Source organism: Neisseria mucosa (assembly GCF_013267835.1).
Classification (GTDB): domain Bacteria; phylum Pseudomonadota; class Gammaproteobacteria; order Burkholderiales; family Neisseriaceae; genus Neisseria.
In genome coordinates, this window is sequence record NZ_CP053939.1 from 1259370 (window position 1) to 1279485 (window position 20116).

General features: G+C 49.2%; 17 protein-coding genes. 14 read left to right on the forward strand and 3 right to left on the reverse strand.

Annotation, left to right across the window (positions count from 1 at the left end; all coding sequences use genetic code 11):
- The first annotated feature begins 120 nt into the window (after nt 1-120).
- A complete protein-coding gene (locus tag FOC66_RS05895; RefSeq protein ID WP_003748551.1) occupies nt 121-1350 on the forward strand; it encodes a tetratricopeptide repeat protein in 1230 nt (409 codons plus the stop codon).
- 34 nt (nt 1351-1384) lie between these two features.
- On the forward strand, nt 1385-2563 hold the full coding sequence (coaBC, locus tag FOC66_RS05900) for a bifunctional phosphopantothenoylcysteine decarboxylase/phosphopantothenate--cysteine ligase CoaBC (RefSeq protein WP_003748552.1): 1179 nt from the start codon (nt 1385-1387) through the stop codon (nt 2561-2563).
- 56 nt (nt 2564-2619) lie between these two features.
- On the opposite strand, the gene era is transcribed toward coaBC, so the two are convergent.
- Together era and rnc are read right to left on the reverse strand one after the other, a co-directional pair.
- Nucleotides 2620-3549 (reverse strand): GTPase Era, encoded by a 930-nt coding sequence (gene era / locus FOC66_RS05905; protein WP_003748554.1) that lies wholly within the window; start codon nt 3547-3549, stop codon nt 2620-2622.
- 64 nt (nt 3550-3613) lie between these two features.
- Nucleotides 3614-4333 (reverse strand): ribonuclease III, encoded by a 720-nt coding sequence (gene rnc, locus FOC66_RS05910; protein WP_003748556.1) that lies wholly within the window; start codon nt 4331-4333, stop codon nt 3614-3616.
- 254 nt (nt 4334-4587) lie between these two features.
- On the opposite strand from rnc, the gene FOC66_RS05915 reads away from it, so the two are divergent.
- The 3 genes from FOC66_RS05915 to nusB all read left to right on the forward strand — a co-directional run bounded on the left by FOC66_RS05915 (nt 4588) and on the right by nusB (nt 6032).
- Nucleotides 4588-4911, forward strand: a complete 324-nt coding sequence (locus FOC66_RS05915) for a DUF2185 domain-containing protein (RefSeq protein WP_003748560.1) — start codon at nt 4588-4590, stop codon at nt 4909-4911.
- A gap of 93 nt (nt 4912-5004) precedes the next feature.
- Nucleotides 5005-5484, forward strand: a complete 480-nt coding sequence (ribH, locus tag FOC66_RS05920; RefSeq protein WP_003748562.1) for a 6,7-dimethyl-8-ribityllumazine synthase — start codon at nt 5005-5007, stop codon at nt 5482-5484.
- 119 nt (nt 5485-5603) lie between these two features.
- Nucleotides 5604-6032 carry a transcription antitermination factor NusB gene (gene nusB / locus FOC66_RS05925; protein WP_003748564.1) on the forward strand — a complete coding sequence of 143 codons (429 nt, stop codon included), beginning with the start codon at nt 5604-5606 and terminating at the stop codon, nt 6030-6032.
- A gap of 117 nt (nt 6033-6149) precedes the next feature.
- On the opposite strand, the gene FOC66_RS05930 is transcribed toward nusB, so the two are convergent.
- A complete protein-coding gene (locus FOC66_RS05930; protein WP_003748566.1) occupies nt 6150-6572 on the reverse strand; it encodes a type IV pilin protein in 423 nt (140 codons plus the stop codon).
- A 289-nt stretch (nt 6573-6861) separates the two neighbouring features.
- Between FOC66_RS05930 and FOC66_RS05935 the strand changes: the two genes are divergently transcribed.
- The 9 genes from FOC66_RS05935 (at nt 6862) to FOC66_RS05975 (ending at nt 20033) form a co-directional block, all read left to right on the forward strand.
- Entirely contained in the window at nt 6862-8043 is a 1182-nt protein-coding gene (locus FOC66_RS05935; protein WP_003748567.1) for an efflux RND transporter periplasmic adaptor subunit, read from the forward strand.
- 81 nt (nt 8044-8124) lie between these two features.
- Nucleotides 8125-10062, forward strand: a complete 1938-nt coding sequence (locus FOC66_RS05940) for a MacB family efflux pump subunit (protein WP_003748569.1) — start codon at nt 8125-8127, stop codon at nt 10060-10062.
- A 63-nt stretch (nt 10063-10125) separates the two neighbouring features.
- The gene (locus FOC66_RS05945; RefSeq protein WP_003748570.1) at nt 10126-11508 is read left to right on the forward strand and encodes a TolC family protein; all 1383 of its coding nucleotides are present in this window, start codon (nt 10126-10128) and stop codon (nt 11506-11508) included.
- 111 nt (nt 11509-11619) lie between these two features.
- The gene (locus FOC66_RS05950) at nt 11620-12486 is read left to right on the forward strand and encodes a DUF808 domain-containing protein (protein WP_003748572.1); all 867 of its coding nucleotides are present in this window, start codon (nt 11620-11622) and stop codon (nt 12484-12486) included.
- Between the two features lie 55 nt (nt 12487-12541).
- Nucleotides 12542-14089 carry an apolipoprotein N-acyltransferase gene (gene lnt / locus FOC66_RS05955; protein ID WP_003748574.1) on the forward strand — a complete coding sequence of 516 codons (1548 nt, stop codon included), beginning with the start codon at nt 12542-12544 and terminating at the stop codon, nt 14087-14089.
- A gap of 279 nt (nt 14090-14368) precedes the next feature.
- Nucleotides 14369-15232, forward strand: a complete 864-nt coding sequence (rpoH, locus tag FOC66_RS05960; RefSeq protein ID WP_003748576.1) for an RNA polymerase sigma factor RpoH — start codon at nt 14369-14371, stop codon at nt 15230-15232.
- A 148-nt stretch (nt 15233-15380) separates the two neighbouring features.
- Nucleotides 15381-16634 carry a glutamyl-tRNA reductase gene (hemA, locus tag FOC66_RS05965; RefSeq protein WP_003748579.1) on the forward strand — a complete coding sequence of 418 codons (1254 nt, stop codon included), beginning with the start codon at nt 15381-15383 and terminating at the stop codon, nt 16632-16634.
- 245 nt (nt 16635-16879) lie between these two features.
- On the forward strand, nt 16880-18379 hold the full coding sequence (locus FOC66_RS05970) for a DegQ family serine endoprotease (protein WP_003748581.1): 1500 nt from the start codon (nt 16880-16882) through the stop codon (nt 18377-18379).
- A 133-nt stretch (nt 18380-18512) separates the two neighbouring features.
- Nucleotides 18513-20033, forward strand: coding sequence for a Na+/H+ antiporter NhaC family protein (locus FOC66_RS05975; RefSeq protein WP_003748583.1), 1521 nt, complete (start codon nt 18513-18515; stop codon nt 20031-20033).
- Nucleotides 20034-20116 lie beyond the last annotated feature (83 nt).

A 20116-nucleotide genomic window follows, 5' to 3' on the forward strand; every position in this document is an offset into this window, starting at 1 on the left:
CTCTTAATTTGCTACATTCAGATGCTATTTCTCTTTATATTACTGGCGCTTTGGTCCTATCTACTCTTACAATCTACACTTTCTTCAATAAAACAATCATAAATTTAAAATTGACCTATTATGAGCAACCAACAAATCCAACAAAAATTTGAACAGGCATATCACTCTTTTATCGAAGAGGAAAATTACGAGGAAGCGCTTAAACGTGCGGAGATTCTTTGCCTTCTCAATCCACAATCTGTCGAATTTCATCACAAAGTTGCTTATGTCTATCTAAAGCAATTGAAATGGGAAAAAGCCATTGAGGCCGAAATGAAAACATTGGAGTTGGATAGCGCCTATATCCCTGCTTTGGATTTACTTGCACATGCATACGGCGGTTTGGGAAATTGGGAAAGAACCGGATTTTATGGCCATCAGGCTTTGGTCTTGAAAGATAAAGCCATACCTGACCTTCAGCATGAAATTATTCCTGCATCGGCGCCAAAAGATGGAAAACGGATTATCTCGTTTTCTTTATTTGGTAATAGTTCCAAATATATTGAGCCTGCCGTTTTAAATACCCAGCTTGCCCCTGTTCTTTTCCCTGGCTGGACATGCCGTTTCTATGTTGATGATTCTGTTCCGGCCGAAGCCATCCAACGGTTTAAGGCCAATGGTGCGGAGGTTATCCATATTGATCCCCAACTGCGCAACTGGCCCGGAACGATGTGGCGTTTTCTTGCGATAAATGATCCTGAAGCTGAATATGTGATATTTCGCGATGCTGATTCTATTATTTGTTATCGAGATGCAGCTTCTGTTTCGGAATGGATAAAAAGTGGCGCCCTATTCCACACCATACGCGATTCGGGCTCGCATACTGCTTTAATTCTTGCAGGTATGTGGGGAGCTAAGGCCGGTGCTGTTCCTAATATGCGGGAAAGAATTCAAAACTTTATTGATAGCGGCTATTCTTCAAGGCATTTCGCGGATCAGGATTTCTTAGAAAAAGAATTGTGGGCCTATATACGCCAAAATCTCTTTGCACATGACCGACTGTTCAACTTCCGTAATCCGCATGACATCCCCGGAGCATTCAACCCAGATTATCAAATTGCTTTCTGCGAAGGTGCAACCAGCTTCAATGCGACAACCGATTATGAAGATAACAGCTTGGCGAGATGGACTTTATATTCGTGTGTATCTCCTTTAGTCAATCGGGATTACTCGCTTAATGTTGTTCCTGAATTTAAGGTGTGCAGTTACGTAACTGAAGTAAAAAACGGAATTGTCTCAGCTTCCTTACCCAGAAGATACGGTAATGCCATTAAAGCAGGATTGGCAAAAATCAATATCGAGAGAATTTGATTTCAAACAATAGCTTAACTAAACATCCAATATCATGAGTAAACACATTCTCCTCGGCATTACCGGCGGTATTGCGGCGTATAAATCGTGTGAACTGGTCAGACTGCTGAAAAAGCAAGGACATTCTGTTTCAGTAGTGATGACGGATTCTGCAACGGAATTTGTCTCTCCGCTGACTTTCCAAGCATTAAGCGGCAATCCCGTGTTATCGGATACCTATTCAGGCGCTTCCAATAATGGCATGGCGCACATCAATCTGACGCGCGAAGCCGACGCATTTCTTATTGCGCCTGCAACTGCCAATACGATTGCCAAAATTGCCAACGGATTGGCCGACAACCTGCTGACTACTTTGGCCGCAGCCAGAAAATGTCCTTTGGCCGTTGCGCCTGCAATGAATGTTGAAATGTGGAACAACCCTGCCAACCTGCGCAATATTGCGCAACTGGCTTCAGACGGCATTACCGTGTTTTACCCAAACAATGGCGAACAGGCTTGCGGTGAAACAGGTACGGGCAGAATGGTCGAAGCAGTCGATCTGGCAGATTTGCTAGAGGATTTATGGACACCCAAGCTGCTGAGTGGCAAAAAAGTTCTGATTACAGCAGGCGCAACGTTTGAAGCCATCGACCCTGTCCGCGGCATTACCAATATTTCCAGCGGACAAATGGGTATGGCTTTAGCGCGTGCGTGCCGTGCTGCCGGAGCGGAAGTCACACTGATTTACGGTCAAATTCAGACGGCCTTACCCGCAGGCTTGGCTCATTCTGAACAGGCTGTCAGCGCAGAAGCCATGTATCAGGCAGTTCACCGCCATATCCATGCGCAAGATGTCTTTATTTCCGTCGCAGCCGTTGCAGACTATAAAGTCAAAAATAGCAGCAACGAAAAACTGAAGAAAAACGGCAATCAGCCCCCGGTTATCGAACTGGCGGAAAATCCAGACATTCTCGCATCCGTAGCCGCCCTGCCTTCCCCACCGTTCTGTGTCGGCTTTGCAGCGGAAAGCCATCAAGTTTTGGAATTTGCACGGGCAAAACGTTTACGCAAAAACGTTCCAATGCTGGTAGCCAACCAAGTTTCCGTTTCCATGGGTAAGCCAACCAATCAAATCACCATTATTGATGACCTTGCCGAAACCTCCTTTCCGGAAACATCGAAACGCCAAGCAGCAGATGAAATCGTCAAACGCCTGGCTGAATTGTTGGCTTAATCAAACAAAAGGCCGTCTGAAAGTTTTTCAGACGGCCTTTGTTCAAACACATTACATTACAAACCCAATTCGCGCAGGAAACGAATATCGTCTGCCCAACCGGATTTCACTTTCACCCAAATCTTCAAGAAGACTTTGGTATCAAACAATTTCTCCATATCAAGGCGGGCTTCAGTAGAAATTTTCTTCAATTTCTCCCCCCCCTTGCCAATCAAAATCGCCTTTTGGCTGTCTTTATCAGCCAACACCGCGATATAAATGCGGAACAGTCCGCTTTCCTCTTCCTCAAACTGCTCCACTTCAACATTCATAGCATACGGCAGCTCTTCGCCCAAATAGCGGAACAATTTTTCGCGCACAATTTCCATCGCCAGGAATCGGCTGGATTTATCCGTCACCATATCTTCCGGATACATCGGGATACTTTCCGGCAGATACGGCTTGAGCAGCTCCAGCAGATTGGCAATACGCAGACCATGTTTCGCGCTGACTGCCTCGCTGGCGGCAAACTCAAACTCTTGGCGCACTTCATTGATAAACGCTTCAAGCGCAAATTTATCTTTGGCTTTATCTTTATCGATTTTATTGACCACCAATACCACGGGCGTATGCTTAGGCAACTGTTTCAACACCACGCGGTCGGCATCGGTAAAACGCATGGCTTCCACCACAAAAACCACCACGTCCACACCGCTCAACGCTTCGGTTACGTTTTGATTAAGACGGTCATTCAAGGCATTGCGGTGATTGGTTTGAAAACCCGGCGTATCGACAAACACAAATTGCGCCGTGTCGTCGGTGTAAATACCGGTTACACGGTTGCGCGTGGTTTGTGCTTTTTTACTGGTAATACTAATTTTCTGACCGATTAAATGGTTCATCAACGTGGACTTGCCGACATTCGGGCGACCCACGATGGCCACAAAGCCGCAACGATAATCCGTCGGGTGTTGTGACTCGTTTTGCAAAAAGGTTTCGATATCCATTTATATATGACTTTCTTGATTGTTTCAGACGGCCTTTGCATTTTCTCAAAGGCCGTCTGAAATATTATTTTTTAGATTTTTTCAAAGGAAACTTCTGTTCCAACCATTCCAAGGCTTCACATGCCGCTTTTTGCTCGGCCACTTTCCGACTGCTGCCGCGTGCATTGCAGATAAAGCCGAGTTCGCCCAAATCGCAGGAAATCACAAACATCGCATCGGCCGTCTGCTCCGCCTGCTCTTCGATTCGATATTTCGGCAGGGCAAAGCGGCGTGCCTGCAAGGCTTCTTGCAAAGCGGTTTTACTGTCTTTTTTGCCGATGTTCAAATCCGCACGTTTCACGCGTTCCGCAAACAAATGGCGAACCACTTTTTCCGCCGCAGAAAAATCAGCGTCAAAGCTGACCGCTGCAAACATCGCCTCCATCGCGTCGGCCAAAATCGAAGGCCGTCTGAAACCGCCGCTCTTCAACTCGCCGGCACCCAAATACAAACCGTCGCCGACATTCATTTCCAACGCGATTTCAGCCAATACGCCTTCATTCACCAAAGCCGCGCGCATCCGCGACAACTCGCCTTCCGACAATTTGGGAAACGCGTCAAACAACATCCGCGCCACGGAATAGTTCAAAATCGAATCGCCGACAAATTCAAAACGCTCATTGTGTTTGGCATTGTAGCTGCGGTGGGTCAAAGCCTGCTGAAGCAGCTCCATATTGCGGAACTCATAGCCCAGACGCTTTTGAATCGCTCGATGCGCCTGCTGTTTGAGCAAATCAGGTTTCATTCCATACTTTCAAAAAACAGCCCGAAAATACGCCTCATCCGCAGTGAAACAAAATAAAAAGGCTACATCGGCAACTTTTTTATTTTGGCTCATTGTTTCTCGCGTCCCTCAAGCCGATAAACAATCAAAAGCCGTCATGTTCAAACCTGACGGCACTCGACCGACATTGTACCATCAAACCGCCCCTGCACACATCCGTGCGGAAAAGCGGCGAATCGTGTAAAATCATGCCAAATCATCTCTTTGTCAACTCCATGAACAAATTTGCCCAAGCATTGGCCGCAGCGCTCGACCGCTGCATTGTTACCAACACCGTCGCCGAACAAGGCGAACCCGTCGGTTTCCTCTACCGCGAAGCCCCCGTATTTGAAAACGACAGCGGCTGGCGTATTTTCAGCGGCGACGAAACCGACGAATACACCGACAATCCCGACAACTTCAGTATTGTCAGCCTCTCCGCCATTACCGCAGACAATCCCGACATCGCGCCCCTGCTGACTCAGGCAGAAGGCAGCGCGTGGGAATTGAACGAAGACGGCGAGTTCCAAGCCGTTGCCGATTGGCAGCCGCAAGAATAATCTATCCCCATTTCATTTCAGACGGCCTTCCCTATAACCAGGCCGTCTGAAACCGAGCCGAATCCCTATTTCACCAATATTGAAGGAATCATCATGAACATTATCGAACCCCGCCTCGACGGTACCAACTTGCGCATCGGCATCGTTCAGGCCCGCTTCACCAACGAAATCGGCAGCGAAATGGTCAAAGTTTGTTGCCGTACCCTAAAAGAATTGGGCGTAGCCGAAGACAACATCACGCTTGCCACCGTCCCCGGCGCGCTTGAAGTGCCTATCGCGCTGATGAACCTCGCTTCATCCGAACAATTCGATGCCCTGATTGCCATCGGCGTTGTCATTCGCGGCGAAACCTACCACTTTGAATTGGTATCCAATGAGTCCGGCGCAGGTGTCAGCCGCGTTGCCCTTGACTACAACATCCCGATTGCCAACGCCATCCTGACGACCGAAAACGACGAACAGGCCGTCGCACGCATCGAAGAAAAAGCCTCCGATGCCGCCAAAGTTGCCGTAGAATGTGCCAACTTGGTCAACCATCTTTTGTCAGAACAATACGAAGACGACGAAGAATAAGCTTCTCCCCGTATTGAATACCGCATCTTTTCAGACGGCCTCCCAATCATGACATTGAGGCCGTCTGAATCATTCAATATTTAGCCGACAACCATCGGCCCTCTTCACAAGGAATACCCATGAAAAGCCCACGCCGCCGCGCACGCGAGCTTGCCGTACAAGCCATTTATCAAGCAGGCATCAACAAAACCGCCGCTCCCGAAATCGCTAAAAACATCCACGAACTGTCCCAATCTTCCAATATGGATGAAGAGCTGTTCAACAAACTGTTTTTCGGTGCACAAACCCATGCCGAAGAATACATGGAAAAAATCAGCCCCCTGCTCGACCGCGACGAGAAAGACCTCAGCCCTATCGAACGCGCCGTTTTGCTGGTTGCCTGCCATGAGCTGAGCACCATGCCTGAAACCCCCTATCCTGTCATCATCAACGAAGCCATCGAAGTCACCAAAACTTTCGGCGGCACCGACGGCCATAAATTCGTCAACGGCATCCTCGACCAACTGGCTTCCCGCATCCGCCCTGACGAACCGCGCCGCAAAGGCTAAGATTGACTTCACATTGGGTCAGGATTACCAATCTTTGCCCTGTATAAGCTAATGTGCTTATACAGCCAAACCATCCAAAAGGCCGTCTGAAATTCAGACGGCCTTTTATATTTCGATTTATTCCGATTTTGGTATTTCATAACCAGGGCAGTTTTGTTTATCGCTGTTTGCCCAGATGATGCCGCTGTCGTTGTAATAAACGGTACAAGTTTCATCGGCATTGGTTTCTTTATTGGGTACAGCCTTCAAAATATAACCTGAATCGGAAGGATTAGGCATAGAATCCGTACCTTCGGAAAAACTAATATTGAAATATTGATTCTGCTGTAAATTTCCATCAGGAAACCCTACAAATGTACTTTTTTGAGTGTAATAGCGTTCGAGCTGTTGGGCGTTATGAAGCATCTGTGTGCGGACGGATGCGAGACGCGTTTGGCGGATGTAGTTTTGATAAGACGGATAGGCGATGGTAGCGAGAATGGCTGCAATCAAAACGACTATCAGCAGCTCGATAAGCGTGAAGCCTTGTTGGTATTTCATTTTATTTGTGTCGTTAATAATTGGAATAAGACATGAATATTATAGTCGTTTTCTTGCGGCTTAAATGTTCAGATTCGGAGGGAGTTTGGGAATTTATGTAAACGAGGTACAAGTTCTGAAAAATATTTTCATCCTTTTATTTTTTATTTCAATAAGTTAAACTTCAATTTAAGCCGACTGTCTCTTGGTTGGCCTTAGTCTTTACAGTAAAATCCAGTTGTTTTTTTGTTTCTATCAATACATTTGTCGCTTGTCTGCGACGTTATTTTATTGAATTGGTTCCTTTTATATGTCTAAAGTTTTCAAGTGGGCGGCCGGTACGGCTGTTGTAGTAGCAGCGGCTTTCGGCGGCTGGTCTTTGATGAAGCCTGAGCCTCAGTCTTCTTTTATTACGGAAGTGGTCAAACGCGGTGATATCCGTCAAACCGTATCGGCAACCGGCGAAATCTCGCCTTCCAATTTGGTATCCGTAGGCGCGGAAGCTTCAGGTCAAATTAAAAAACTGTATGTGAAACTGGGCCAACAAGTGAAAAAAGGCGATCTGATTGCAGAAATCGACTCAACCAATCAGCTCAACACCTTAAATACCGAAAAATCCAAACTGGAAACTTATCAGGCAAAATTGGTTTCTGCCGAAATTGCGCTTTCCAGTGCGGAGAAAAAATATAAACGCGAACTTGCCTTATGGAAAGAACAGGCCACTTCCAAAGAAGATTTGGAATCTGCACAAGACTCTTTAGCCGCAGCCAAAGCCAATGTCGCCGAACTGAAGGCCTCCATCAAACAATCCAAAATCTCCATCAATACAGCCGAATCCGAACTGGGCCACACGCGGATTACCGCCACCATGGACGGCACCGTGGTCGCCATTCCTGTTGAGGAAGGCCAATCCGTCAATGCGGCGCAATCTACGCCGACCATTATCCAACTGGCTAATCTGGAAACCATGTTAAACAAAATGCAGATTGCCGAAGGCGATATTACGAAAGTCAAAGCCGGTCAGGATATTTCGTTCACCATTTTGTCCGAACCGGACACGCCGATTAAAGCGAAATTGGACAGCGTCGACCCCGGCCTGACCACCATGTCTTTAGGCAGCTACACCAGCAGCACGGACACGACTTCCAATGCGATTTACTACTATGCCCGCGCCTTGGTGCCAAATTCCGACGGCAAACTTTCCATCGGTATGACCACTCAAAACACAATCGAAATCAACGGCGTGAAGAATGTCTTACTGGTACCGACGCTGACTGTGAAAAAGCATAACGGCAAATCCTATGTCAGCATTTTGGGCGCAGACAATAAAGCGGTAGAACGCGAAGTGACCGTCGGTTTGAAAGACAGCATGAATACCGAAATCAAAAGCGGCTTGAAAGAAGGCGAAAAAGTAATCGTTTCTGAAATGAGCGCAGACGAAAAGAGTAAGAGCAGCGAACGCGCGATGATGGGCGGCGGCCCTCCCCGCTGATTGATTAAGGCCGTCTGAAAGGTTTGGCTGTGTTTCAGACGGCCTTGGTTTCTGTATGTCTATTTTTCGCCCGGAAAGATTATGAGTTTAATCGAATGTAAGAATATCAACCGTTTTTTCGGTAGCGGTGAAAACCGTGTGCACGTATTGAAAGATGTCAGCCTTTCTATTGAAAAAGGCGACTTTGTGGCGATTATCGGCCAGTCCGGCTCAGGCAAATCGACGCTGATGAATATCTTGGGCTGTCTGGATACCGCCACCTCCGGCTCTTATCAAATCGACGGCATCGAAACATCGCAAATGCAGCCGGATGAGCTGGCGGCTTTGCGCCGTGAGCGTTTCGGTTTTATTTTCCAGCGTTACAACCTGTTAAGCTCGCTGACCGCCCGGGACAACGTCGCCCTGCCTGCCGTGTATATGGGCATGGACAGCAAAGAGCGTGCGGAGCGTGCGGAAAAATTATTGGGCGATTTGGGTTTGCAAAATAAAGAAGGCAACAAACCCAGCGAGCTTTCCGGCGGTCAGCAACAGCGCGTTTCGATTGCCCGCGCGTTGATGAACGGCGGCGAAATCATCTTCGCCGACGAACCGACCGGCGCATTGGATACCGCCAGCGGTAAAAATGTGATGGAAATCATCCATAAGTTGCACGAAGACGGACATACCGTGATTATGGTCACCCACGATCCGGGCATTGCGGCAAACGCAAACCGCGTCATCGAAATCCGCGACGGTCAGATTATTTCGGATACGTCTAAAAATCCTGATATTCCGCCAAGCAAAGTAGAGAGGATTAAAGAAAAAGCTTCCTGGTCGTTTTATTACGATCAATTTATGGAAGCATTCAAAATGTCGGTACAGGCGATTATGGCGCACAAAATGCGTTCGCTGCTGACCATGCTGGGGATTATCATCGGTATCGCTTCGGTGGTATCGGTAGTGGCCTTGGGTAATGGCTCGCAACAAAAAATCTTGGAAGACATCAACTCGATGGGCACAAACACCATCAGCATCTTCCCTGGTCGTGGTTTTGGCGACCGTAGAAGCGGACGAATCAAAACACTGACGATTAATGACGCAAAAGCCATCAGCCAACAAAGCTACGTCGCCTCCGCCACTCCTCAAACCAACTCCGGCGGCACCTTGACCTACCGCAATACCGACCTGACCGCCTCGCTTTACGGCGTAGGCGAACAATATTTCGACGTACGCGGCTTGAAATTGGAAGAAGGCCGTCTGTTTGATGATGACGATGTAAAAACCGATGCCCAAGTCGTTGTTATCGACCAAAACACCAAAACCAAACTCTTTGGCGAAGGCGTCAATCCTTTAGGCAAAACCATCCTCTTCAAAAAACGTCCGCTAACCGTCATCGGTATTATGAAAAAGGATGACAACTCGTTCGGCAATTCCGACTCGCTGATGCTTTGGTCGCCGTATACAACGGTCATGCACCAAATTACCGGCGAAAGCTATACCAACTCCATCGTTGTCAAAATCAAAGACGATGCCAACACGCAGGTTGCCGAAAAAAGCCTGACCGAGCTGCTGAAAGCACGCCACGGTACAGAAGACTTCTTTATGAACAACAGCGACAGCATCAAAGAAATGGTTGAAAGCACGACCGGCACCATGACGCTGCTGATTTCTTCCATCGCAGTCATCTCTTTGGTGGTCGGCGGTATCGGCGTGATGAACATCATGCTGGTCTCCGTTACCGAGCGCACCAAAGAAATCGGCGTCCGCATGGCAATCGGCGCACGCCGCAACAATATTTTGCAGCAGTTTCTGATTGAAGCCGTCTTAATCTGTATCATCGGCGGCCTTTCGGGCGTATTGTTGTCCGCAAGCATCAGCCTGGTGTTCAACTATTTTGTTACCGATTTCCCGATGAGCATTTCCATGGCTTCCGTCATCGGCGCAGTCGTCTGCTCCACCGCCATCGGCGTCGCGTTCGGCTTTATGCCTGCCAACAAGGCTTCCAAGCTCAACCCGATTGATGCCTTAGCTCAAGATTGATTATGTTTCAGACGGCCTATTATCTTAAGGCCGTCTGAAATGCCGTTACCCGAAAGATTTTTTATGAAGACGAAACCTTTTTCCCAAGCAGCCTTGTCATTGGCTGTTGCCCTTGCCCTAAGTGCGTGCGCCGCGCCTAAAGCCAATCCGAACCTGACGCTGGAAGCAACCGGCCAAGTCATGAGTGCGGCTGAAACTGCCGAACGCTACGATGTAAACGGCAACTGGTGGGAAATCTACCAAAGCCAGCAGCTCAACGCGCTGATGGAGCAGGCGCTGGCGAACAATATCGATTTGAAACAGGCGGCCATCAGCGTCAACAAGGCTTTGTACCAAGCCAATATTTTGGGTGCGGATTTGGTGCCTTCGTTCAGCGGTTCGTTGGGCGCGAATGCTTCTAAAAACCTGAAAACCGGCAGCCACGGCAATACCTTCAGCAGCCAGCTTGGCTTGAGCTACGAATTGGATTTGTGGCGCAAACTCAGTGCCACTGCCGATGCGCAGGTATGGGAATACCAAGCCACGCATGAAGACATGGCCAACACACGCCTGACTTTGATTAATAATGTCGCCGATGCGTATTTCAATATTGCCTACCTGAACGAAGCCATCGAGTTGGCGCAAAAATCGCTGAAGCAATATCAGGAAATCAACCGCATTGCGAATGCCAAGTTCCGCTACGGCCGGGCCGATTCAAGCCAGCCGACGCAAGCCAAACAGTCATTGTTGAACGCAGAAAACAGCCTGTTGTCTTTGCAAAACAATTTGGATACGCAAAAACAGGTTTTGCGTAATTTATTGAATTTAAGGCCGTCTGAAAACATGGCCGCCGATCCGGCACAATTCCGTCTGTTGCCGGTCAAAGGCGTGAACTTGGACGTACCGATTACCGTTTTGGCCAACCGCCCCGACCTGCGAGCCGCCGAATACCGCCTGCAAGCGTCGCAACAATCGGTCAACGCGCAAAAACGCAGTTGGTACCCGTCGATTACTTTGGGTGCAAGTCTGAGTACGTCTTCCGATAAAGCGAAAAACACGTTCAATATCCCCATGTTGGGCGGTTCGGCCACCATCAATCTGCCTTTCCTCAATTGGCAGACCATGAAATGGAAAGACAAAACCGTACAGGCGGAGATGGATAGTGCCAAGCTGAATTTTGAAAAAGCCCTGACTACCGCGCTCAACGAAGTCAACACCAACTACCTTGCCTACAAAAACGCGCAGGCCGGCCTTGCTAATCAGGAACAGCGTTACCAGTTGGACAAGAAAAACAGCCATTACTATCAAGTCCGCTACCAGCATGGTAAAAACGAGATGAAAGACTGGCTGGAGGCTTTGAATACGGAATACAGCTCGGCGCAAAACCTGCTGAACCAACGCTATGAGGCTTTAAAATACGAAAATATGGTGTATAAAGCCATGGCGGGACGTTATACGCCGAAATAGCATTTTCAGACGGCCTTTGGTTAATTTCCGTCAAAGGCCGTCTGAAACCATTCAAGCAACTGAATTTTCATATATAATCGCGCGTTTATTTGATTTTATCCGGACAACATTATGGCCTTCGCCTCTCTCTTTACGCTTTTGGACGACATTACCGCCGTTTTGGACGACGTAGCGATGATGACCAAAGTCGCCGCCAAAAAAACCGCCGGCGTGGTTGGTGATGATTTGGCGCTCAACGCCAATCAGGTAACCGGCGTATCTGCCGAGCGCGAATTGCCGATTATTTGGGCGGTGGCAAAAGGTTCGCTGGTCAATAAGCTGATTCTGGTGCCGCTTGCGCTGTTGCTTTCCGCTTTCCTGCCTGCGCTGATTACGCCCTTGCTGATGATCGGCGGTGTTTATTTGTGTTTTGAAGGCGTAGAAAAACTGTTGCACAAATTTCTACACCGTAATGAACACGAAGACGGACACGATGCCGAGCCTGAAGTCACAGACGAAAAAACAAAAGTGAAAGGCGCAGTCCGCACAGATTTCATCCTCTCCGCCGAAATCATCATTATCGCGCTGGGCGTTGTCGAAAAATATGACCTGATGACGCGTTCTTTGGTTATGGCCGCCATCGGTGTCGGCATGACGGTGTTGGTCTATGGTTTGGTCGGCATTATCGTCAAACTTGACGACCTCGGTATGATGTTGATGCGCCAAAAAAGCGTTGCTGTGCAAGGTATCGGACGCGGTTTGATTTCATTTATGCCTTGGTTTATGCGCGGCTTGAGCATTGTCGGCACGCTAGCGATGTTCTTGGTCGGTGGCGGACTGATCGCCCACAACCTTGGCTTTTTGCACGATTTCCTCCACGCGCAGCATTGGGACAGCGGCATAATGGAACATATCGCCAATCTGGTGGTCGGAGTAGCCGCCGGTGCCTTGGCTTGCGCAATCGTCCTGCCTGCAATGAAATTGTTTCAAAAAGACTGATTTTGTTTCCCTGCCGTCTGAAAACTTTTCAGACGGCCTCAATACCATTTAAAGCATGAATATTTTCCGTAAACTCGAACAATATTGGCAACACCCGCTGCTTTACTGGCCGCTGGTCATCTTGATTGCCGCCGCGACACCGTTCACTTTCGCCCCGTATTATCATTTCTGGCTGATGCCGCTGTTGTTTGGCGCGCTGATACGCCTGATTGAATTGCGGCCGCGCTTTGCCGTCATGACTGCCTATCTGTTCGGATTAATCGGTTATACGGCGCAGTTTTATTGGATACACACTGCCTTGCATGATGTTTCGGGTTTGCCGGATTCATACGCCATCCCCCTCACCTTCCTGCTGCCGGCATTTCTTGCGCTTTATCCGGCTATCTGTTTTTGGGTGTGGAGAAAATGCAACCTATCTCGCTGGGCCAAAACCGGCCTGCTGTTGCCAATTTTATGGACGCTGGCAGAATTTGCCCGCGAACGCTTCCTGACCGGATTCGGCTGGGGCGCAATCGGCTATTCCCAAATCATCAAAGACAGCCCGTTGGCAGGTTTCGCGCCTTTGGGCGGCATTCACATGGTTACGCTGGCAACCGCGTTCCTAAGCGCATGGCTGGTGTTGCTGATTGACAACCATGGCCGTCTGAAACACCGCCTGATGCCCTTATTCCTTATCGTTGCGCTCTGCTCCGTCGGCTACATTTCCCAACAAACCGAATACACCCGCCCCGACGGCAGCACCAGCACCGTCGCCCTGATTCAAGGCAATATCGAGCAAAATCTGAAATGGAAAGAAGAACAAATCATTCCGACCATTCAGAAATACTACGAACAAATCAGCAAAACCAGTGCCGACATCGTCATCCTGCCTGAAACCGCCCTGCCGCTGATGCGCCAAGACCTGCCCGAAGGTATCTTGGAACAATTCGCCGAACAGGCTCAAAGCAACGGCAGCGCATTGGCCATCGGCATCAGCCAATATACGCCCGACGGCAACGGCTACGAAAATGCAGTCATCAATTTGAGCGACTATCACAACAGCACTTCCGATGTCATCCCCTACTACGCCAAGAACCACCTCGTTCCATTTGGCGAATACAAACCCTTGCCCGCTATTACCGAGCGTCTCTATAAAATGATGGATATGCCTTTGGCCGACTTTCAAAAAGGCGGCGACAACCAAGCGCCTTTGGTGATGAAAGATCAAAAAGTCGCCTTCAATATCTGCTATGAAGACGGTTTCGGCGACGAACTCATCGCAACGGCCAAACGCTCCACCCTGCTCGCCAACATCAGCAATATGGCGTGGTACGGCAAATCCAATGCCATGTATCAGCAGCTTCAACAGTCCCAAGCGCGAGCAATGGAACTGGGCCGCTACATGGTTCGCGCCACCAATACCGGTGCGACCGCCATTATTTCCCCTAAAGGTACGATTGTTGCTGAAGCCCAACCGGATACAGAAACCGTCCTCGAAGGCCACGTCAAAGGCTACATCGGCGAAACGCCTTACATGAAAGCAGGCGGCTCAACCTGGCTTATCAGTATTTTGGCCGTTATCGGCGTATTCCTTATCCTGATTGGCCGGAAGAAACCAGAATAAAAAATTTTTAAGGCCTTGTTATACAAGGTCTTTTTTATTACTAAAACTATTTACATACAGAAATGTTTGTAATATACTTACCTAAAACCTAGCAAATCACTCAAATTTTCTAAGACAATCAAACCTTGCGATTCAAGCAGTAAAAACTATTGAATCTATCGTTAATTTACAGAAAAAATCCAACCCATAACAAAACAAACCACAGGCAGTGTTATACTGCTTGTCACACAATAAACAAAAGCCGTTTTCAGACGGCCTAATCAAGGAGAGCATCCTTTTATGAATAAAGCTTTTGCATTACCCGTTATCCACAGCGGCAACGGTAGCCTCGAGCAATACATTCATACTGTCAACAGCATTCCCATGCTTACCGCGGAAGAAGAAACACAACTGGCCGAACGTCAACAAAAAGGCGATCTCAACGCCGCCAAACAGCTTATTCTGTCTCATCTTCGTGTCGTTGTATCCATTGCTCGCGGTTACGACGGCTACGGCCTCAACCAAGCCGACCTGATTCAAGAGGGCAATATCGGCCTGATGAAAGCCGTCAAACGCTATGAACCAAGCCGCGGCGCGCGCCTGTTTTCGTTTGCCGTGCATTGGATTAAAGCAGAAATCCACGAATTCATTTTGCGCAACTGGCGTTTGGTCCGCGTTGCCACAACCAAACCGCAGCGCAAACTGTTCTTCAATCTGCGCAGCATGCGTAAAAACCTGAGCGCCTTGTCTCCAAAAGAAGCACAAGAAATCGCCGACGATTTGGGCGTCAAATTGTCCGAAGTCTTGGAAATGGAACAACGCATGACCGGTCACGATATCGGCATTATGGCAGAAAACAACGATGACGAAGACAACTTCGCCCCTATCGACTGGTTGGCCGACCACGATGCAGAGCCTAGCCGTCAGTTGTCCAAACAGGCCCACTACGCCCTGCAAACCGAAGGTCTGCAAAACGCCTTGGCGCAACTGGACGACCGCAGCCGCCGCATCGTTGAAAGCCGCTGGTTGCAAGACGATGGCGGTTTGACCCTGCACGAATTGGCTGCCGAATACGGCGTATCTGCCGAACGCATCCGCCAAATCGAAGCCAAAGCCATGCAAAAACTGCGCGGTTTCTTGGCAGAAGAAGCAGAAGCCGTTTAAGCCTTTCATTATAAAAAGGCCGTCTGAATCTTTTCAGACGGCCTTTTCGATGGCAAACCTCATTGCATCTTCTCCCCCAACACATTCATTTTAAAGCCCACTTAAGCTATAATACCCACCACACACACTACCCGGTCATACCATAACCATGCAACTTACCGTCGTCGGACTCAATCACCAAACTGCGCCCTTGAGCATACGCGAAAAACTGGCATTTGCAGCTGCAAATCTGCCGGATGCCGTGTCCAACCTCGCGCGCAGTGAGGCGGCGGAAGAAGCAGTTATTCTTTCTACCTGCAACCGCACCGAGCTTTACTGCGTCGGCGAAACCGAAAAAATCATCGACTGGTTGGCACAATATCACGACCTGCCTGCCGAAGAAATCCGCCCTTACCTCTACACCTTGGATAATAATGAAACCGTCCGCCACGCCTTCCGTGTCGCCTGCGGCTTGGACTCCATGGTCTTGGGCGAACCGCAAATTCTTGGTCAAATCAAAGATGCCGTCCGCGTTGCGCAAGAACAGGAAAGCATCAATACCCACTTAAACGCCCTGTTTCAAAAAACCTTTGCCGTTGCCAAAGAAGTACGTACCGACACTGCTGTCGGTGAAAACTCCGTCTCCATGGCTTCTGCATCGGTCAAAATGGCAGAGCAAATCTTCCCTTCCATTTCCGATCTGAACGTCCTCTTTATCGGCGCAGGCGAAATGATTGAACTGGTGGCCACTTATTTTGCCGCCAAAAATCCCAAGCTCATTACCGTTGCCAACCGTACACACCAGCGCGCGCAGGAATTGTGCGACAAACTCGGTGTCAACGCCGAAGCCTGCCTGCTGAACGAATTGCCCGATATTCTTCACGATTACGACGTGGTTGTTTCTTCCACTGCCAGCCAACTGCCCCTTGTCGGCAAAGGCATGGTCGAGCGCGCATTGAAAAAACGCCACAACATGCCTGTTTTCCTGCTGGATTTAGCCGTGCCGCGCGATATCGAAGCCGAAGTCGGCGAATTGGAAGACGCATATCTCTATACCGTAGACGACATGATGGACATCGTCCAAAGCGGTAAAGATGCGCGCAAAAAGGCAGCGGCGGCGGCTGAAAGCATGGTGGAAGAGAAGGTCAGCGAATTTATCCGCCAGCAGAAAAACCGTCAAAGCGTTCCGCTTATCCGCGCCTTGCGCGACGAAGGCGAGCGCGCACGCCGCCAAGTATTGGAAAATGCCATGAAGCAACTGGCAAAAGGCGTGTCCGCCGAGGATGTCCTTGAACGCCTCTCCATTCAGTTGACCAACAAACTGCTCCACTCTCCGACACGCACGCTCAATAAAGCGGGCTCGGACAACAGCGAATTAATCGATGCCGTGGCGCAGATCTACCATTTGGATCAACACGATTGACTACAATTTAAAGGCCGTCTGAAAAAAGCGAACCGACCGACAGGTCATATTCCAAAGCTTTCAGACGGCCTTAAAACAATAAAATCCCAATTATCATTTTTTCATTTAAAATGAAATGCTTGAAAAAAAACTGTTAAAGTGTAAAAATCCTACCTTATACATTTAAACAGCATTCAAACAATAAAACTGCCTGCCGGCTCAAACGCATGCCGACAATACGATAGGCACCGGCAAAAGGAACTTTCGTGAATATTAAAACAAACACATATCTGGCCCTCGCTGTCCTCTCAGCTTCCCTTCTTTCAGGTTGCGACAAAGTCAGCACCTTTTTTGGCAAAGACGAAAACAAAGAACTCGTCCAACGCATAGAAACCAATACCGATGACGGAAAAGTCGGCATGTTGTTGCCCGACTTCGCCCAACTGGTGCAAAACGAAGGACAGGCCGTCGTCAATATTCAAGCGACACCGGCAAAACGCACTGCGACACCGGATGACGACCACAGCATGGACCTGAGCCAATTCCCCGACAACGATCCATTTTACGAGTTCTTCAAGCGCCTTGTTCCCAATATGCCCGACATGCCGCAAGAAGATACCGAAAGCGACGCTTTGAATTTCGGTTCCGGCTTTATTATCAGCAAAGACGGTTATATCCTGACCAATACCCACGTGGTTGCCGGCATGGGCAACATTAAAGTCCTGCTCAACGACAAACGCGAATACACGGCCAAACTGGTCGGCTCAGACGCCCAATCCGACGTTGCCCTCTTGAAAATCGAGCCGCAAGAAGATTTGCCGGTTGTCAAAATCGGTAATCCGAAAGATTTGAAACCGGGTGAATGGGTAGCAGCCATCGGCGCGCCTTTCGGCTTTGACAACAGCGTAACTTCAGGCATCGTCTCCGCCAAAGGTCGCAGCCTGCCGAATGAAAACTACACGCCGTTCATCCAAACCGACGTTGCCATCAACCCAGGCAACTCTGGTGGCCCGTTATTCAACCTCCGCGGCCAAGTAGTCGGCATCAACTCGCAAATTTACAGCCGCAGCGGCGGTTTCATGGGCATTTCGTTTGCTATTCCGATTGATGTTGCCATGAATGTGGCCGATCAATTGAAAGCCAACGGCAAAGTCCAACGCGGTCAATTAGGCGTGGTTATTCAAGAAGTTTCTTATGATTTGGCCAAATCTTTCGGTTTGGACAAAGCAAGCGGCGCGCTGATTGCCAAAATCATGCCGAACAGCGCAGCGCAACAAGCCGGTTTGCAAGTCGGCGATATTGTCCGCAGCGTAAACGGAGAAGAAGTCCGCGCCTCCAGCGATTTGCCGGTCATGGTCGGCTCGATTATGCCGGGTAAAGAAGTGACTTTGAGCATTTGGCGCGGTGGCAAACAAACCGATGTCAAAGTCAAACTTGGCAGTGCAGCCGAGCAAACGGAAACATCGGCCAAAGAGACCGAACACCCGCAACACGATGGCGGCCATGACGGATTTACCGTTGAAAACGCAGGCCTGACTTTGCAGGTTGAAAACGCAGACGGCAAACAACGCTTGATCGTTCTGCGCGTTAGCGGTGCGGCCGAACGTGCCGGCCTCAAACGCGGCGACGAAATCATTGCCGTCAGCCAAATCAGCGTCAATGACGAATCCACTTTCCGTAGCGCATTGGAAAGCTCAGGCAAAAACGTACCGCTTTTGGTACAACGCGAAGGCAATACTTTGTTCCTCGCGCTAAATCTACAGTAGTCCGATTTTTCAGACGGCATGATGATATGTTAGATGATAAAATACCCATCTGTCAGAGGCGGTGGGTATTTTGTTATCCGTCTTCCAACTTAGGCCATCTGAAAATATTTTACCGCTTATATACAATATAATTATGCAACTTATTAATTATTCAAATTCTATTTTATCCATCGTCCCGGCAGCCATTGCGCTCGCCTTGGCCATTGCCACACGCCGTGTATTGCTGTCCTTGGGTGTCGGCATTATCGTCGGCTCATTCCTGCTGGTAGGCGGTAATCCGCTTGATGCCTTGGTTCACTTGAAAGACATGGCCGTCAGCCTGACTTGGGCGGACGGCGATTGGTCTTTGGGCAAACCCAAAATCCTGCTCTTCTTAGTGCTTTTGGGGATTTTCACTTCCCTGCTGACGCATTCCGGCAGTAACCAAGCATTTGCCGATTGGGCAAAACAGCACATCAAAGGCCGCCGCGGTGCGAAGCTGCTGACTGCCTGCCTGGTATTCGTTACCTTTATTGATGACTATTTCCACAGTCTTGCCGTCGGCGCGATTGCCCGCCCTGTAACCGACAAATTCAAAGTTTCCCGTGCCAAACTGGCTTACATCCTGGACTCCACTGCCGCACCGATGTGCGTTTTGATGCCGGTATCCAGCTGGGGCGCATCGATTATTGCTACTTTGGCCGGCCTTTTGGTAACGTACAACATCACAGGCTACACACCGATGGGCGCATTCGTGGCCATGAGCCTGATGAATTACTATGCCGTCTTCGCATTGATTATGGTGTTTGTCGTTGCCTGGTTCTCTTTCGATATCGGCTCAATGGCTCGCTTGGAACGCGCCGCTTTAAACGAAATTCATGATGAAACCGTTGACACCGGCCATCCCAACGGCCACGTATTCGCGCTGATTGTACCGGTTTTGGTACTGATCGCCGCCACGGTTTCCGCCATGATTTACACAGGTGCGCAAGCTTCTGAAACCTTCTCTTTGCTCAGCGCATTTGAAAATACCGATGTGAACACTTCCCTCGTGTTCGGCGGCACTTGCGGCGTATTGGCCGTCATCCTCTGTACCATCGGCACCATCAAAACCAGTGATTACCCCAAAGCCGTTTGGCAGGGCATCATCTCTATGCGCGGTGCCATTATCATCTTGATTTTGGCATGGATCATCAGCACCGTTGTCAGCGAAATGCACACCGGCGAATACCTCTCTACCTTGGTGGCAGGCAATATCCACGCAGGCTTCCTGCCCGTGATTTTATTTCTGCTCGCAGGCGTGATGGCCTTCGCTACCGGTACAAGCTGGGGTACATTCGGCATCATGTTGCCGATTGCCGCCGCCATGGCTGTCAAAGTCGAACCAGCGCTGATTATCCCCTGCATGTCCGCCGTCATGGCCGGTGCCGTATTTGGCGACCACTGCTCGCCGATTTCCGACACCACCATCCTCTCTTCTACCGGCGCACACTGTAACCACATCGACCACGTTACCTCGCAATTCCCTTACGCACTGACCGTTGCCGCCTCTGCCGCTATCGGCTACCTGATTTTAGGCATGACCGGCTCTGCGCCTTTAGGTTTTGTGGTAACCGGTATCGTGATGGTTGTGTTGATTTTCATCTTAAAAGACAAGAACAAAGCAACTGCCTAATTCAAAACCAATATTCAGACGGCCTGAGATATTCCGAAACACTCAGGCCGTCTGAATATTGCAATTACCCATATATCCATTAT